Below are 15,014 nucleotides of genomic sequence, written 5' to 3'. Positions count from 1 at the left end.
GGCGTGCGCATCCCGGTATGCCCGCAGAAGCTCGCGGCCCTGTTGGCGGCTGTCGGACTGGTGGTCGCCGGTTGCGGCGGCGACGAGGAGTCCCCGCCCACCCCCGCGGCGAGCCCGTGCGAGATCGTGTCCAACGGCACACCGGCGCCCAAGACGCCGACCGCCGCACCCGACGCTCCCACCTCGCGGAATCTCGGCACCAATCCCGAGGTGGCGACGGGCTATCGCAAGGACATGACGGCCGTGCACACGGCGCGCTATGCGGTCGCGACGGCGAATCCGCTGGCCACCCAAGAGGCCTGCCGGGTGCTGCGCGACGGTGGCACCGCGGCCGACGCGCTGGTCACCGCGCAGGCGGTGCTGGGCCTGGTCGAACCCCAAGCATCCGGCATCGGCGGCGGTGGCTTCCTGCTGTACTTCGACGCCGCCTCGGGCAAGGTGCAGGCCTACGACGGACGCGAGGTGGCCCCGGCCGCCGCGACCGAGAACTACCTGCGCTGGATCTCCGACACCGACCGGACCGAGCCGAAGCCGGACGCCAGGGCGTCGGGCCGTTCCATCGGTGTGCCCGGCATCGTGCGGATGCTCGAGGACGCCCACCGGGAGCACGGCAAGTCCACCTGGCGCGACCTGTTCCAGCCCGCGGTGGGGCTGGCCGACCGCGGGTTCGACATCAGTCCCCGGCTGGCCGCGGCCATCGCCGACGTCGCCAAGGAGTTGCGGGTCGACCCCGAGGCCGCCGCCTACTTCCTCAACGCCGACGGCAGCCCCAAGACCGCGGGCACCCGGCTGACGAACCCGGCATACGCCAAGACCCTCGGCGCGCTGGCGACCGACGGGGCGCAGGCGTTCTACACCGGGCCGATCGCCCAGGCGATCGTGGAATACGCTGCGGACACCGCGGGCGGCCGCACCCCCAGCCTGATGACGGTGCAGGACCTGGCCGGCTACACGGTGAAGATGCGTGAGCCGCTGTGCAAGTCGTACCGCGGCCGGGAGGTGTGCGGGATGCCGCCGCCGTCCTCGGGTGGCATCGCGGTGCTGGCCACCCTCGGCATGCTGGAGCGCTTCTCGATGGGCGACCACAAGCCCACCGATCTTGACCTCAACGGCGGCCGGCCGTCGGTGATGGGTGTCCACCTCATTTCCGAGGCCGAACGGCTGGCCTACGCCGATCGTGACAAGTATGTCGCCGACACCGAATTCGTCCCGCTGCCGGGTGGCACCCCGGACACCCTGCTCAACAGCGACTACCTCGCCGGGCGTGCGGCGCTGATCTCCGAGCAGCGGACGATGGGCACCGCCAAGCCGGGCACGTTCGGCCCGCCGACCTCGCCGGTGCCGCCGACACCGGAACACGGCACCAGCCAGATCAGCGTGGTCGACTCGTTCGGCAACGCCGCATCGCTGACCACCACCGTGGAGTCGGCGTTCGGCTCGTTCCACATGGTCGACGGCTTCATCCTCAACAACCAGCTCACCGACTTCTCGGCGGAGCCCGCCGGACCGGACGGCGCGCCGGTCGCCAACCGGATCCAGCCCGGCAAGCGGCCGCGCAGCACGATGGCGCCGACGCTGGTGTTCGGCGAGGGCGGTGGCGCGCCGGGGGCACGGGGGCCGTTGTACGCCGTGCTCGGCTCCCCCGGCGGCTCGGTGATCATCCAGTTCGTCGTGAAGACCGTCGTCGGCATGACCGACTGGGGGCTCGATCCGCAGCAGGCGGTCGGAATGGTCGACTTCGGGGCCGCGAACACACCGAAAACCAATGTGGGCGGCGAACATCCGAACATCAACACCGCCAACGACGGCGACGACGACCCGCTCGTGCAGGGCCTCCGCAAACTCGGCCACGACGTCGACCTGGCCGACCAGTCGAGTGGGTTGTCCGCGATCGTGCGGGACCAGTCCGGCCTGACCGGCGGCGCCGATCCGCGTCGCGAAGGGCTGGTGATGGGCGACGCCAGGTGACTGGATCACGGGTGGCCAGGCTCGCCGAATCCGATTGGCGCACGTTCGCTGTGATCCGGTTGCGGGCGCTCACCGACTCGCTCGGTTCCGACGACCCGCAATTCGTCAACGAGTCCGCGTTCACGGCGGCGCAGTGGCGGCGCCGGCTGCGTGACCACGCGCAGTTCGCCGCATTCGTCGACGACCGTCCGGTCGGGCTGATCGGCGCGCAGAAGGAGAGCGTCGACACCGTATATCTGTACTCGCTGTGGCTCGATCCGGAGGCACGCGGACACGGTCTGGCCCGGCCGCTGGTCGAGGCCGCCGTGGACTGGGCGACCAGGCAGGGTGCCCGGACGGTGACGCTGCGGGTGGCCGCCGACAACTCGGTGGCCCGCAGCGTCTACGAGAGTCTGGGATTCACGGTCAAGTCGGTGACCGCCGAGGGGACGCGCCCCGAGTTCGCGATGGCGCTCAGCGTGACGTGATGTCGGGCCGGTGGCGCGCCAGCGCGGCACGCACCTGGTCCATCGCGTCGACGGCGCGCCCCTTGTCGATCGCCTGGATGGCCATGACCGGGATGTACTCGTCGTCCGGCAGGTCGATCCTGGCCCACCGGGCGCCCACCGGGAACGACACACCCACCACGTCGGACCACGGAATGAGCTTGTACGTCAGCAGGTTCCGCACCGCCACGCCGGACGCACCGATACGGAGCCGGGGCCTGGCGAAGAGCAGCACCACGCCGCCGATCACGACGCCGAGCAGGGCGATCGCCACCTGGTCGGCGGTCTGGAAGATCACCCCGGTCGAGCGGACCTTGAGCAGCAGGCCCACCGTGACGTGCGCGGCGACGATGATGGCGGCCGCCGCATAGGCGAAGTACGGCGTCAGATGGGGCCGCACCTCGACCTCGACGTCGTTGCTGGAGGCGTCGCTCATGACCCACGCAGCTCACGCAGGGTCAGCGCGGTCGACAGCGCCGCCGCGGCGGCCTGGGCGCCCTTGTCCTCGGTCGAGGACGGCAGGCCCGCGCGGTCGAGGGCCTGGTCCTCGGTGTTGACGGTCAGCACCCCGTTGGCGACCGGGGTGGACGCGTCGAGCGACACCCGGGTCAGGCCCTGGGTCACCGCATCGCAGACGTAGTCGAAATGCGGTGTCTGGCCGCGGATCACCACGCCGAGCGCCACGACCGCGTCGTGACCTGCGGCCAAAGCCTGTGCCACCACCGGTATCTCGATGGCCCCGAGCACACGCACCACCGTGGGGTCGTCGATGCCGGCTTCGGCCGCGACCTTGCGGGCGCCGTCGAGCAGGGCGTCACAGATCTGCTGGTGCCAGGTGCTGGCGACGATCGCCAGCTTGATGTCCGACGCGTCGAGCTCCGGCAGGTCCGGGACCCCGGCCGCCGGGCTCACCGGGCGCCGCCGGAGTCACGCGGATCGCCGGCCGGGCGACGGTCGCCGAGTAGGTAGACCGCCTCGTCGTAGCCGTCCATCGTGTGCGCCTCTTCGAAGTCGTCCAGGCCGATCAGGTCGTGGCCCATGCGGTCGCGTTTGGTCATCAGATAACGGATGTTCTCGGAGTTGGCCCGCACCGGCAACGGCACCCGCTCGATGATGTGCAGCCCGTACCCGTCGAGGCCGACGCGCTTGGCGGGATTGTTGGTCAGCAGCCGCATCGACCGCACACCCAGATCGACGAGGATCTGCGCCCCGATGCCGTAGTCCCTCGCGTCGGCGGGCAGGCCCAGCTTGAGGTTCGCGTCGACAGTGTCGTCGCCGGCGTCCTGCAGCTGATAGGCCTGCAGCTTGTGCATCAGGCCGATGCCGCGGCCCTCGTGGCCGCGCATGTACAGCACGATGCCGCGGCCCTCACGGGCCACCATCGCCATGGCGGCGTCCAGCTGCGGCCCGCAGTCGCAGCGCCGGGAGCCGAACACGTCACCGGTCAGGCACTCCGAGTGCACACGGACCAGCACGTCGTGGCCGTCACCGTGTGGGCCGGCCACATCGCCGCGCACCAGCGCCACGTGTTCGACGTCCTCGTAGATGCTGGTGTAGCCGACGGCACGGAACTCGCCGTGCCGGGTGGGGATGCGGGCCTCGGCGATACGGACGATGTGCTTCTCGTGCTTGCGCCGCCACTCGATGAGGTCGGCGATCGAGATCAGCGCGAGTTCGTGCTCGTCGGCGAAGACCCTCAGCTCGTCGGTCTGCGCCATCGCGCCCTCGTCCTTCTGGCTGACGATCTCGCAGATCGCCCCCGCGGGCTGCAGCCCCGACAGCCGCGCCAGATCGACCGCGGCCTCGGTGTGCCCGGGCCGGCGCAGCACGCCACCGTCCTTGGCGCGCAGCGGCACCACGTGGCCCGGCTTGGTGAAGTCCTCGGCCACGGCGCCGGGGTCGGCGAGCGCACGCATCGTCGTCGCCCGGTCGGAGGCCGAGATACCGGTTCCGACACCGACTTTCGCGTCCACGGTCACCGTGTAGGCGGTGCCGTGCTTGTCCTGGTTCACCGCGTACATCGGCAGCAGGCCGAGCCGGTCGCACACCTCGCCGCTCAGCGGCACGCACAGGTAGCCCGAGGTGTAGCGGACCATGAACGCGACGAGTTCGGGGGTGGCCTTCTCGGCGGCGAAGATCAGGTCGCCTTCGTTCTCGCGGTCCTCGTCGTCGATGACGACCACGGCCTTACCCGCCGCTATGTCGGCGATCGCCCGTTCGACAGAGTCGAGCCTGGTCATCTGCTGCCACCTTCACCGGATCCGAGACCTCGGTCGGTCGATTCGGAGACCGGGTCCACACCATCAGTATGAACCACTCGCAGGCGGCGATTATTGCCAGCTAGCCCGCCGTGGGACCCATCAGTCGCTCGACGTACTTGGCGATGATGTCGACCTCCAGGTTGACCGGGTCGCCGATGGCCGCGGAGCCCAGCGTCGTCAATTCCCGGGTGGTGGGGATCAACGAGACCTCGAACCAGTCGTCTCCCAGGCCCGACACGGTCAGCGACACACCGTTGACGGTGATGGACCCCTTCTCGACGACGTAGCGGGACAGCGACGCGGGCAGGTCGATCCGCATCACCTCCCAGTGCTCGAACGGTGTGCGCGCAATCACATGGCCGGTGCCGTCGACGTGGCCCTGCACGATGTGCCCGCCGAGCCGGCTGTTGACCGCCGCGGCGCGCTCCAGGTTGACCCGGCTGCCCTCGGCGATGTCGCGCAGGCTCGACCGGTTGAGGGTCTCGCCCATCACGTCGGTCGAGAACGATCCGTCGGCCAGCACGTCGACCACCGTCAGGCAGACGCCGTTGACCGCGATCGAGTCGCCGTGACCGGCGTCCGACGTGACGACCGGACCGCGGATGACCAGCCGGGCGGCGTCACCGAGGTCCTGTTTGTCGACGACCTCGCCCACCTCTTCGACGATTCCTGTGAACACGACGACCAGCCTATTCCGGCGCACCGGCGGATCGCCGGTGCGGGCGGCGAACTCGTCGGCGCGACGCGAACCTCTACGATGCAAGTCATGCGTCTGCGCCCACGCCACTCCCTGCATGCCTTCATCGCAATCCTTTTCGCCACCGCTTTGGTGGTGACCGGCTGTTCGTCGTCGCCGGAGCAGTCAAGCGAGCCGCTGCCCGACGCGGCCACCTTGCTGCAGGATTCCGCGAAGACCACCCGGGAGCTGCAGAGTGCGCACCTGATGCTCTCGACGACGGGCGAGATCCCGGAGCTGCCGATCGAGACCCTGGAAGGCGACCTGACCAACACGCCCGCGGTCGCCGCGCAGGGCACCACGAACCTCGCTCTGATGGGTCAGCGGCTCGAAGGTGTCCAGTTCGCCGTCGTCGACGGCACTCTGTACGCCGCGCTCACGCCGGGCAGCGGTCTGCAGGACTTCGGTCCGGCCGCCGACATCTTCGACGTCTCGGCGATCCTCGACCCGAACCGCGGTCTGGCCAACCTGCTGACCAATTTCACCGACGCCAAGGCCGACGGCCGCGAGAACATCGCGGGCGCCGACACCGTGCGGGTGACCGGCACGGTCAGCGCGGAGGCCGTCAACTCGATCGCCCCGCAGCTCGCCGCCACCGGCCCGGTGCCCGCCACGGCGTGGATCGCCGAGAACGACAAGAAAGAACTGGTGCAGGCACAGCTGCAGCCCAGGGACGGCGTGACCATCACCATGACGTTCACCGACTGGGGTAAGCCGGTCACCGTCACCAAGCCCGCGGTGTGATGACCTCTCCCACAGTGGAAGCCACGCCGAAGACAACGGTGCGCAGCCGCGGCATCGCGCTGAGCGCAGGCAGCCTTGCGGTGCTGCTTGGCGCGCTCGACACCTACGTCGTGATCACCATCATTCGCGACATCATGATGGACGTCGGGATCGCGATCAATCAGATCCAGCGGGTCACGCCGATCATCACCTGGTACCTGCTGGGTTACATCGCCGCGATGCCGCTGCTCGGCCGCGCGTCGGACCGATTCGGCCGCAAGCTGATGCTGCAGGTCAGCCTCGCCGGGTTCGCGATCGGCTCGGTGATCACCGCGATGTCGACCGACCTCGTGCTGATGGTCGTCGGCCGAACCATCCAGGGCGCCGCCAGCGGCGCACTGCTGCCGGTCACCCTCGCCCTGGCCGCCGATCTGTGGGCAAGCCGCCAACGCGCTGCCGTGCTCGGCGGGGTGGGCGCCGCCCAGGAACTCGGCGCCGTGCTGGGCCCGGTGTACGGCATCGCCATGGTCTGGGCGTTCCATCACTGGCAAGCGGTGTTCTGGGTCAACGTGCCGCTGGCGGTCATCGCGATGGTGATGATCCACTTCAGCCTGCCCGGTCGCAGACAGACCGACGAGCCGCAGAGGGTCGACGTGTTGGGCGGCGTGCTGCTCGCCGTCGCGCTCGGACTGGTGGTCATCGGGCTCTACAACCCCGCGCCGGACGGCAAGAAGATCCTCCCCGACTACGGCGCGCCGCTGCTGATCGCCGCCGCGGTGGTCACCGTCGGCTTCTTCGTCTGGGAGCGGTTCGCCCGCACCCGGCTGATCGAACCCGCGGGGGTGCGGTTCCGGCCGTTCCTCGCCGCACTCGGGGCGTCCCTCACCGCGGGCGCAGCGCTGATGGTGACGCTGGTCAACGTCGAACTGTTCGGGCAGGGTGTCCTCGGCCAGTCCCAGAACGAGGCCGCGTTCCTGCTGCTTCGATTCCTCATCGCGCTCCCGGTCGGCGCTCTGCTGGGCGGGTGGATCGCCAGCCGGGTCGGTGACCGAATGGTCGCGTTCGCCGGCCTGGTGATCGCCGCCGGCGGGTTCTTCCTGATCTCGAAGTGGCCGGTGGACCTGTTCGCGGCGCGCCACGACCTCGGATTCGTGTCGCTGCCGGTGCTCGACACCGATCTCGCGATCGCCGGCATCGGACTGGGCCTGGTGATCGGCCCGCTGACCTCGGCGACGCTGCGGGTGGTGCCGGCGGCCCAGCACGGTATCGCGTCGGCCGCGGTGGTGGTGGCGCGCATGATCGGCATGCTCGTCGGGATCGCCGCGCTGTCGGCGTGGGGGCTGTACCGGTTCAACCAGGCACTGGCTCAGCGCTTGGAGGAGCTGCCGCAGCCCGTCGTGAGCTCGCCCAGAGAGCAGGCGCTCGCTCAGGCCACCCGTTACACCCAGGCGACGCTCGAGGCGTACGTGATGCAGTTCCAGGACATCTTCCTGGCGACGGCCGTGGTCTGCATCGTCGGCGCGCTGCTGGGTCTGCTGATCGCGGGCCGCCACGAACACGCCGAGGAACTGGCCGAACCGGAGTCAGTGCCCTCCGCCGACCAGCCGGTGTCAGCGCCACCCGCCGACGAGCCCGTGCTCAGCGACCCGGCCGCCGCCGGGGCGGAGCCGCAGCTGGGCCGGCACCGGGCCGACTGACGTCAGCAGCGCTCGAGGCCGGGGCGCAACAGCGTCGGCTCGCTGCGGTCCTCCCTTTTGCCGGGCAGGACGCTGCGGAGGGGCGCGAAGACGAAGGTCTTCACCGATTGCGGGGTCACGGTGGGAATACTGAGCCAGTCCTGCAGTGCAGTCACGCTCAAGTCCTTTGCTCGGGGTCACCAGCGCGTGGGTCATCGGTGACAGCGCTCTGGTACGAGTGTACCGAGAGTGGCACCTCATTTGTTTGCCGTGGCTGCGCGTCGAGGGCGAGATAGCCCACAGTCGGTGTGGAAGCGGGCTGCCTGCCGGGTGAACCTTTTCGAGCGCCCACCCGTCGACAAGACATGACGAACTCGACCGCGGCCCTGGCCGCTGATGTGATGGACGCCCTCAACGCCCGGCAGCTGGACCGCCTCCACGACCTGGTCACCGACGACTTCGTCGACCACGGCTCTCCGGTGCCGCTGCCGCCGGGCCCCGACGGGTACATCGCGATCCTCACATTCGTCACGGAGGTGCTCGGCGTCCGCTACGAGGTCCACGACGTCGTGGAATCCGGCGACACCGTCGCGATCCGGGCCACCGCGCACGGTGTCAACGCGGTGTCGCCGGAGGGCGTGATGGCCACCGGCAGGCCGTTCGCCATGAAGACGGCGCACTTCTTCCGATCGCGGGGCGGTCGGTTGTGCGAGCACTGGGGCATCCGCGACGAACTCGACGTGCTGTATCAGGTCGGTGTGCTGACACCGCCCGCCCGCTTGGCGGTCGACTAGGCCGGGATCAGGCTCACCAGCAGGTCCGATCCGATGGCGTCCATGCCGTCGAACCGCCAGCGCCGGGCTGCGGCGATGGTCGGCACACCGACGTCGTCGACCGCGGTGATCGGCCCGCCGAGCAGGATCGGCGCCATGTACGCCAGGATCCGGTCGACCACGCCCGCCCGCACGAATGCGCCGGCCAGCGTCGGTCCGCCTTCGACGAGCACGTCGGTGCGGTCGGTCAGCGCCCGGATCACCTCGTGCGGGTCGTGGGTGCGGATCACCATGGTCCTCGAGTCGTCGTTGAGCACCCTCGCCTCCGAGGAGATCTCGCGCTGCCCCACGACGACGCGCAGGGGTTGCCGGTCGGCGAGGCTGCCGTCGGGCCTGCGGGCGGTCAGCGTGGGATCGTCGGCGAACACGGTGCCGGTGCCCACCACGATGGCGTCCGCCCGTGCCCGCCTGCGGTGCACATCGGCGCGGGCGGCCTCACCGGTGATCCACTGGCTGGTGCCGTCGGCCGCGGCGCTGCGGCCGTCGACGCTGGCGGCGAACTTCCACGTCACGTGCGGGCGGCCGGTGCGCTGCTTGTGCAGCCACTCCCGCAGCGGCCCACCCGAGACGACGTCGGCGAGCACCCCGGTCGCGACGTCGACGCCCGCCGCGGCGAGCCGGCCCGCTCCCCCGGCCGCCACCGGGTTCGGATCGCCGACCGCGTAGGCGACCGAGGACACCCCGGCCGTCAGCAGCGCGTCCACGCACGGCGGCGTGCGGCCGTGGTGGTTGCAGGGTTCCAGCGTGACGACCGCCGTTCCGCCGGCCGCCCTGGCGCCGGCCCGCCGCAGCGCGACCACCTCGGCATGCGGCCCGCCCGGCGGCTCGGTGGCGCCCACGCCGGCGACCTCACCCTCCGCGTCGAGGATCACCGCACCCACCGGCGGGTTGGGGTAGGTCGTGCCCTTCACGCGGTCGGCGTGTTCGACGGCCAGCCGCATCGCGGCCTCGGGGGTCACAGCACCAGGTGTCGGGATGCCCCTGCGGCCTGCTGGCGCAGCGATGCCACGGCGGCGGCGGGATCCTCGGCGCTGTAGACCGCGGACCCGGCGACGAAGCAGTCCACCCCGGCCTCGGCGGCCGCCTCGATGGTGTCGGCGTTGATGCCGCCGTCGATCTCGACCAGGATCGTCAGTTCGCCGGCGTCGACGAGCCGGCGGGCGATGGCCACCTTGGTCAGCACCTCGGGGATGAACTTCTGGCCGCCGAAGCCGGGCTCGACGGACATCACCAGCAGGGTGTCGAAGTCGCGGAGGATCTCCAGGTAGGGCTCCAGCGATGTCCCGGGCTTGACCGAGAGGCCGGCCTTGGCGCCTGCGGCGCGGATGTCGCGGGCCACGCCCACCGGGTTGTCCGTCGCCTCGGCGTGGAACGTGACGTTATAGGCGCCTGCCTCCGCGTACGGCGGGGCCCACCGGTCCGGATCCTCGATCATCAGATGGCAGTCCATCGGGATGTCGGTGACCTTGAGCAGCGACTCCACCACCGGCAGGCCGAGCGTGAGGTTCGGCACGAAGTGGTTGTCCATCACGTCGACGTGCAGCCAGTCGGCGCCCGTCACGACGGCGGTCTCGTCGGCCAGTCGGGCGAAGTCGGCGGCCAGGATCGACGGCGCGATCATCGGTTGCTCCGGCATGGATTTCACCCTACTTCCAGCGCCGCGGCGAACATCGCGTCGGTGCCGTGCCGGTGCGGCCACAGCTGGACGTACGGGCCGTCGCCGAGGTCGGGCAGCGGGTCGCGGCCCGCGGCGAACATCGGCCGGGTGTCCAGCGCGGTGACCGGGTGGCGGCGCAGCGCGTCGGCCACCACGCCCACCGTCTCGGCCAGGTGAGGCGAGCAGGTGGCGTAGAGCACCACGCCGCCCGGGCGGGTGAGCGCGATCGCCGCCGCGAGGAGTTCACGTTGCAGTTTCGCCAGGGCGGGCACGTCACCGGGCTGCCTGCGCCAGCGGGCCTCGGGTCTGCGGCGCAGCGCGCCGAGGCCGGTGCACGGCGCGTCGACCAGCACCCGGTCGAACCCGGGCGCCAGCCCGCTGTCGCGGCCGTCGGCGCGCACCACGTCGACCCCGAGGCCGAGGGTGTTCTGCTGCACCATGTCGGCGCGGGCGGGTGCCGGTTCGACGGCCGTCACCCGGGCGCCCGTCCCGGCGCCGATGGCGGCCAGCATCGCGGTCTTGCCACCCGGTCCGGAGCACAGGTCGAGCCAGCGGCCGGTGTCGCCGTCGACCGGAGCCCGCGTCAGGGCCAGGGCCACCAGCTGGCTGCCCTCGTCCTGCACCAGCGCGGTGCCGTTGCGCACCGGCTCGAGGGCGCCGGGGTCGCCGCTGGGCAGATGCACGGCGTACGGCGAGTAGCGGCCGACGGTGCCGCCGACGGCCTCGGCCAGCGCGTCGGCGCCGAGCACGCCGGGGCGGGCCGCCAGGTGCACCACCGGGCGTTCGTTGTCCGCCCCGAGCACGGCGTTCAGCTGTCCGGCGTCGGCGCCGAGCGCATCGGTGAACGCCTGCGCGATCCACCGCGGGTGGGCATGGGTGAACGCGGTGTGGCCGACCGGGTCGGTGTCCGCGGGCGGCGCGAGTTCGGAGATCCAGGACTGTTCGTCGCGCCTGCCGATCGTCCGCAACACGCCGTTCACGAAACCCGCCCGCGCCGTGTCGAATTCGATGCCGGCCTGTTCGACGGTGGTGGACACCGCGGCGTGAGGTTCCACCCGGGTGCGCAGCAGCTGATAGGCGCCCAGCCGCAGCAGGTCGAGCAGCATCGGGTCGATGCGGTCGACCGGCCGGCCTGCCGCGCGTTCGATCACGGCGTCGAGCAGGCCGCGGGTGCGGCAGGCGCCGTAGGTCAGTTCGGTCGCGAAAGCGGCGTCGCGGCCGGTGATCCCGCGTTCCCGCAGCATCGCGGGCAACGCCAGGTTGGCGTACGCGTCACGCTCGGACACCGCCCGCAGGACGTCGAGGGCGGCGCGGCGGGCCGGATCGAGCGGTGTCCGGCGGGGCCGCTTGGTGTTCCTGGGCCGGGTCACTGGGCGCGGACCGATCCGTCGAGGCGGGCGCCCCTGGCCCAGTCACCTGCACTCATCATCTTCTTGCCGGGCGGCTGAATGAGGTCCAGCCGGACGGCCGCCGAACCGGTGCCCACCAGCACGCCGCCGCGCGAAACACGAATCTCCCCGGGCGCCAAGGCATCTGCGGCGGTGTCGTCGATCGTGACCGGCCCCACCTTGACGCGGAGGTCACCGATCATGGTCCAGGCGCCGGGATTCGGCGTGACCGCCCGGATCCGGCGATCGACGGCGTGGGCGGGCAGGTCCCAGCGCACCCGCGCCTCGTCCACGGTGATCTTCGGCGCCACCGTCACCCCGTCGGACGGTTGCGGCACCGCGGTCAGGGTGCCGTCGGCGATGCCGTCGAGGGTGGTCTCGAGCAGGGCGGCGCCCGACACTGCGAGGCGTTCGAGGAGCCCACCGGCGGTGTCGGTGGGGCGGATGGTCTCGGTGACCACCCCGTAGACCGGTCCGGAGTCAAGCGCTGGTTCGATCAGGAACGTGGTGGCTCCGGTCACCGTGTCGCCGGCGGCGATCGCGGCCTGCACGGGCGCGGCGCCGCGCCAGGCGGGCAGCAGCGAGAAGTGCAGGTTGATCCAGCCGTTCCTGGGCACGGCCAGCAGCGGCTCGCGCAGCAGCGCGCCGTAGGCGACCACCGCGCAGCAGTCCGGTTGCAGGGCGCTCAGTTCGGCGACGAACTCCTCGGAGTTGGGCCGTTGCGGGCGCAGCACCGGTACACCGTGTTCGACGGCCACCTCGGCGACCGGCGACGGCGAGGGCTTCGCGCGCCTGCCCGACGCGGCGTCCGGGCGGGTGAGCACGGCGATCACCTCGTGGTGAGGCGAGGCGAGCAGCCGTCGCAGCGACGGCACGGCGGGATCCGGCGTGCCGGCGAAGACGATGCGCACCGCGACAGTCTAGGGAAGCGCCGGCTCACCGGGGCGTCTGGTAGTACTCGCGCGTGGTGGTGCCCGCGAGCGGCGCGACGAATATCCACGGGATGGTGGTGGCCAGCCGGTTCAACGTGGCGACCGCGTCGTTGTAGTACTGGCGGGCGAATGCGAGCTTGTTCTCGGTGTCGGCGAGATTGTCCTGCAGCTGCAGGAAGTTGCTCGACGACGAGAGTTGCGGGTAGTTCTGCCCCAGCGCGACCACCTCGCGCACCGCGGTGTCGAGATCGCGTTCGGCGGTGCTGCGCTGGGGCACCGACGTGCTGCCGGTGGCCGCCGTCAGCGCCGCGCGTGCCGCGGTGACGTGGTCGAGGATCGCCTTCTCGTGCGCGGCGAACGTCGTGACGGTGTGCACCAGGCCGGGGATCAACGAGGCCCGCCGGGTCAACTCGACGTCGATGCCGGCGAGGGCCTCGGCGACGCGGACGTCGGCGGCCCGAAGCCGGTTGTAGCCCATCACGAACCCCACCAGCACCGCGACGGCCAGCACCAGGATCAGTACGAGCAGGAATCTCACCACGAGCCGCCTCCTCCTCCGCCGCCACCACCGCCGCCGCCGCCACTGCTGGAGCTGCTGCTGCTACTACTACTCGACGACGAGGACGCCTGCGAGGCGGTGTAGGCCCCGATCGACGACGACAGCGCCGACTCGAAGCTGTCGAAGTCACCGCCGGCGGACCCCGTGAATCCGGAGCCCGTCGACGACGACGAGTTGTACCACTGCGGTTGCGGCGCAGGCATTCCCATCGTGGTCTGATATTTCGCAGCCCACAGCGCCGCGGCGCCCGCAGCGACCGCGAAGGGCATGTAGGCGGTGTAGAGGTCCTTGCGCGCGGCGAAGTCGAACCGGGTCTCGGCCGAGTCGGTGGCCAGCATCCGGTGGAATCCGCCCACCTGCGACCACAGTTCGCGGCCGGCGGCGGTACGCCGGGTGCCCACCCCTTTCGACCATGACGACAGGGAGAACAGGAAGAAGGCGGCGAACGGCAGCCCCCACATGGTGGCCGGGAAGCCCCACCGGAAGAACCCGCACACCGCAAGGACGAACGCGATGCCACTGGCGATCGTGGCCCACAGCTCCTTCTTCTGCTTGACCAGCAGCCCGCCGTCGAAGGCCCACTTCTCGACGGCCGCAGCCATCTCCTTCTTGGCCTTCTCGAGCTTCTTGCCCGCAGAAACCGCCTTCTTGGCCTCGAACTCCGAGCCGGGCGACATCACCTTGAGCGCCGATCCGACCGCGACGCTGACCGGGTCGACGTCGGCCCAGGCGCCGCGTTCGGCGACCCCGCGCACGTTCCACTGACCGGAATTGACCTGCCGCAGGTCGACCAGGCCGCGGTCGGCCAGGTGGAACAGCGTGGCCGTCAACCCGTGCTTGGGGACGGTCTCGGTGCGGATGTACTCGACCTGAACCGGTCCGAGACCCGGCGGCGGCGCGTACTGCAGCGGGAATCCCGGCGGCGTTTCGCGCGTCGCGCGTGACGACAGCCACCCGCCGGCGGCGCCCAGTGCGGTGAGCGCGGCGACCCAGGCGGCGGTGGTGGTCGACCGTCCGAAGATGCGGTCCCAGTTATAGGTCCACGGCAGTTCGGCGCGGGCGGGCGTCGCGATGTCCAGCCCCGCGCGCAGCGTCACCGGCGTACCCGGCTTCAGGTTCAGCGCCTGGAGGGTGACGGTGTCACCGTCGACGGCGAGGTCGCGGCAGGCCCGACCGACGCCCACCCCGACGCTGCACTGCGCCCCGGTGACCGGCCCCGGCAGTCGCACCGTGATGTCGGCCCGCTCGATGGTGTTGTTCCACGCCGGTGCGATGACGTTCCAGTAGAACGCCGAGCGGGAGTTCGGCTCACCGGTGGTCGCGGCGAAGGTCCGGTCGGCGCCCGTACTTCCCGGGTCCAGCACACCCGGGATCGCGTAACGGATCTCGAAGATGTGCGCACCTGCGTCGAGCGTGATGTCGGCGTCGCCGATCTTGGCCACCCGGAACCGGTCGCCGCTCTCCCAGAGCATCCGGTAGTTCGCGGGCGCACCGTCGAGGATGATCGACGTGATCTCCGGGATCTGCCGCACGTGCGGGCTGCTCCGGTTGCCGACGTCCCAGTACCGGAACAGGCCGTGCCGTCCGCCCGGGAACTCGGCGGTGATGGTCTCGGTCGCGTACAAAGTGCCGTCGGCGGCGACGGTGTACTCGGCGCGATAGTTGCTGAACACCACCGGATCGTCGACCTGGCCACCGCCGCCGCCGGCTTCCAGGAGAAGCGGCCAGAGCAACCCGATCGCGATGACTCCCGCGGTGATCAGCCAGGCGATCGGCCGCCGCATGAGAACCTCCCG

At 70.9% G+C, this 15,014-nt stretch carries 16 protein-coding genes; 5 read left to right on the top strand and 11 right to left on the bottom strand.

Translation table 11 applies throughout. The features are described from left to right. Positions 1 to 3 precede the first annotated feature (3 nt). Both O6P37_RS11955 and O6P37_RS11950 read left to right on the top strand, forming a co-directional pair. Entirely contained in the window at positions 4 to 1,968 is a 1,965-nt protein-coding gene (locus O6P37_RS11955; protein ID WP_408633155.1) for a gamma-glutamyltransferase family protein, read from the top strand. Then, complete coding sequence (locus O6P37_RS11950; protein WP_269894276.1) at positions 1,965 to 2,435, top strand: GNAT family N-acetyltransferase; 471 nt, start codon at positions 1,965 to 1,967, stop codon at positions 2,433 to 2,435. Before O6P37_RS11955 ends, O6P37_RS11950 begins: the two co-directional genes overlap by 4 nt. On the opposite strand, the gene O6P37_RS11945 is transcribed toward O6P37_RS11950, so the two are convergent. The 4 genes from O6P37_RS11945 to O6P37_RS11930 form a co-directional block, all read right to left on the bottom strand. Next, complete coding sequence (locus O6P37_RS11945; protein ID WP_269894275.1) at positions 2,422 to 2,889, bottom strand: PH domain-containing protein; 468 nt, start codon at positions 2,887 to 2,889, stop codon at positions 2,422 to 2,424. The two genes, O6P37_RS11950 and O6P37_RS11945, sit on opposite strands and share 14 nt — an antisense overlap. Further along, on the bottom strand, positions 2,886 to 3,365 hold the full coding sequence (gene ribH, locus O6P37_RS11940) for a 6,7-dimethyl-8-ribityllumazine synthase (protein WP_269894274.1): 480 nt from the start codon (positions 3,363 to 3,365) through the stop codon (positions 2,886 to 2,888). Before ribH ends, O6P37_RS11945 begins: the two co-directional genes overlap by 4 nt. Further along, a complete protein-coding gene (locus tag O6P37_RS11935) occupies positions 3,362 to 4,693 on the bottom strand; it encodes a bifunctional 3,4-dihydroxy-2-butanone-4-phosphate synthase/GTP cyclohydrolase II (RefSeq protein WP_269894273.1) in 1,332 nt (443 codons plus the stop codon). The genes ribH and O6P37_RS11935 overlap by 4 nt, the downstream gene beginning before the upstream one ends. Before the next feature lie 100 nt (positions 4,694 to 4,793). Further along, positions 4,794 to 5,393, bottom strand: a complete 600-nt coding sequence (locus O6P37_RS11930; protein ID WP_264013800.1) for a riboflavin synthase — start codon at positions 5,391 to 5,393, stop codon at positions 4,794 to 4,796. Positions 5,394 to 5,480: 87 nt separating this feature from the next. On the opposite strand from O6P37_RS11930, the gene O6P37_RS11925 reads away from it, so the two are divergent. Together O6P37_RS11925 and O6P37_RS11920 are read left to right on the top strand one after the other, a co-directional pair. Beyond that, entirely contained in the window at positions 5,481 to 6,194 is a 714-nt protein-coding gene (locus tag O6P37_RS11925; RefSeq protein WP_269894272.1) for an LppX_LprAFG lipoprotein, read from the top strand. Then, entirely contained in the window at positions 6,194 to 7,870 is a 1,677-nt protein-coding gene (locus O6P37_RS11920; RefSeq protein WP_269894271.1) for an MFS transporter, read from the top strand. Before O6P37_RS11925 ends, O6P37_RS11920 begins: the two co-directional genes overlap by 1 nt. Before the next feature lie 2 nt (positions 7,871 to 7,872). Here the strand turns inward: O6P37_RS11920 and O6P37_RS11915 are convergent, their stop codons facing one another. After that, positions 7,873 to 8,025, bottom strand: a complete 153-nt coding sequence (locus O6P37_RS11915) for a hypothetical protein (RefSeq protein ID WP_269894270.1) — start codon at positions 8,023 to 8,025, stop codon at positions 7,873 to 7,875. 189 nt (positions 8,026 to 8,214) lie between these two features. On the opposite strand from O6P37_RS11915, the gene O6P37_RS11910 reads away from it, so the two are divergent. Beyond that, entirely contained in the window at positions 8,215 to 8,643 is a 429-nt protein-coding gene (locus O6P37_RS11910) for an ester cyclase (protein WP_269894269.1), read from the top strand. Here the strand turns inward: O6P37_RS11910 and ribD are convergent. From ribD to O6P37_RS11880, 6 genes are read right to left on the bottom strand one after another with little or no spacing between them, the layout of a single operon-like run. Beyond that, positions 8,640 to 9,641, bottom strand: coding sequence for a bifunctional diaminohydroxyphosphoribosylaminopyrimidine deaminase/5-amino-6-(5-phosphoribosylamino)uracil reductase RibD (gene ribD, locus O6P37_RS11905; RefSeq protein WP_269894268.1), 1,002 nt, complete (start codon positions 9,639 to 9,641; stop codon positions 8,640 to 8,642). The genes O6P37_RS11910 and ribD overlap by 4 nt on opposite strands. Continuing rightward, positions 9,638 to 10,318 carry a ribulose-phosphate 3-epimerase gene (rpe, locus tag O6P37_RS11900; RefSeq protein ID WP_269894267.1) on the bottom strand — a complete coding sequence of 227 codons (681 nt, stop codon included), beginning with the start codon at positions 10,316 to 10,318 and terminating at the stop codon, positions 9,638 to 9,640. Before rpe ends, ribD begins: the two co-directional genes overlap by 4 nt. 5 nt (positions 10,319 to 10,323) lie before the next feature. Continuing rightward, on the bottom strand, positions 10,324 to 11,709 hold the full coding sequence (locus O6P37_RS11895) for an RsmB/NOP family class I SAM-dependent RNA methyltransferase (RefSeq protein WP_269894266.1): 1,386 nt from the start codon (positions 11,707 to 11,709) through the stop codon (positions 10,324 to 10,326). Next, positions 11,706 to 12,638, bottom strand: coding sequence for a methionyl-tRNA formyltransferase (gene fmt, locus O6P37_RS11890; protein ID WP_269894265.1), 933 nt, complete (start codon positions 12,636 to 12,638; stop codon positions 11,706 to 11,708). Before fmt ends, O6P37_RS11895 begins: the two co-directional genes overlap by 4 nt. A 25-nt stretch (positions 12,639 to 12,663) precedes the next feature. Next, positions 12,664 to 13,200: a LemA family protein gene (locus O6P37_RS11885; RefSeq protein WP_269894264.1), complete on the bottom strand. Its 537-nt coding sequence runs from the start codon at positions 13,198 to 13,200 to the stop codon at positions 12,664 to 12,666. Next, positions 13,194 to 15,002 (bottom strand): DUF2207 domain-containing protein, encoded by a 1,809-nt coding sequence (locus tag O6P37_RS11880; RefSeq protein ID WP_269894263.1) that lies wholly within the window; start codon positions 15,000 to 15,002, stop codon positions 13,194 to 13,196. The genes O6P37_RS11885 and O6P37_RS11880 overlap by 7 nt, the downstream gene beginning before the upstream one ends. Between the last annotated feature and the right edge of the window lie 12 nt (positions 15,003 to 15,014).

The sequence above is a fragment of the Mycobacterium hippophais genome, from assembly GCF_027529605.1.
GTDB classification, from domain to species: Bacteria; Actinomycetota; Actinomycetes; order Mycobacteriales; family Mycobacteriaceae; genus Mycobacterium; species Mycobacterium arseniciresistens.
This window is presented reverse-complemented; position numbering and strand designations above follow the sequence as displayed.

What these genes read in the sequence shown, in the direction of transcription:
- O6P37_RS11945 (WP_269894275.1), bottom strand. Translation starts at nt 2,889, where the DNA reads ATGAGCGACGCCTCCAGCAACGACGTCGAGGTCGAGGTGCGGCCCCAT.
- O6P37_RS11935 (WP_269894273.1), bottom strand. Translation starts at nt 4,693, where the DNA reads ATGACCAGGCTCGACTCTGTCGAACGGGCGATCGCCGACATAGCGGCG.
- O6P37_RS11925 (WP_269894272.1), top strand. Translation starts at nt 5,481, where the DNA reads ATGCGTCTGCGCCCACGCCACTCCCTGCATGCCTTCATCGCAATCCTT.
- O6P37_RS11920 (WP_269894271.1), top strand. Translation starts at nt 6,194, where the DNA reads ATGACCTCTCCCACAGTGGAAGCCACGCCGAAGACAACGGTGCGCAGC.
- O6P37_RS11910 (WP_269894269.1), top strand. Translation starts at nt 8,215, where the DNA reads ATGACGAACTCGACCGCGGCCCTGGCCGCTGATGTGATGGACGCCCTC.
- rpe (WP_269894267.1), bottom strand. Translation starts at nt 10,318, where the DNA reads ATGCCGGAGCAACCGATGATCGCGCCGTCGATCCTGGCCGCCGACTTC.
- O6P37_RS11880 (WP_269894263.1), bottom strand. Translation starts at nt 15,002, where the DNA reads ATGCGGCGGCCGATCGCCTGGCTGATCACCGCGGGAGTCATCGCGATC.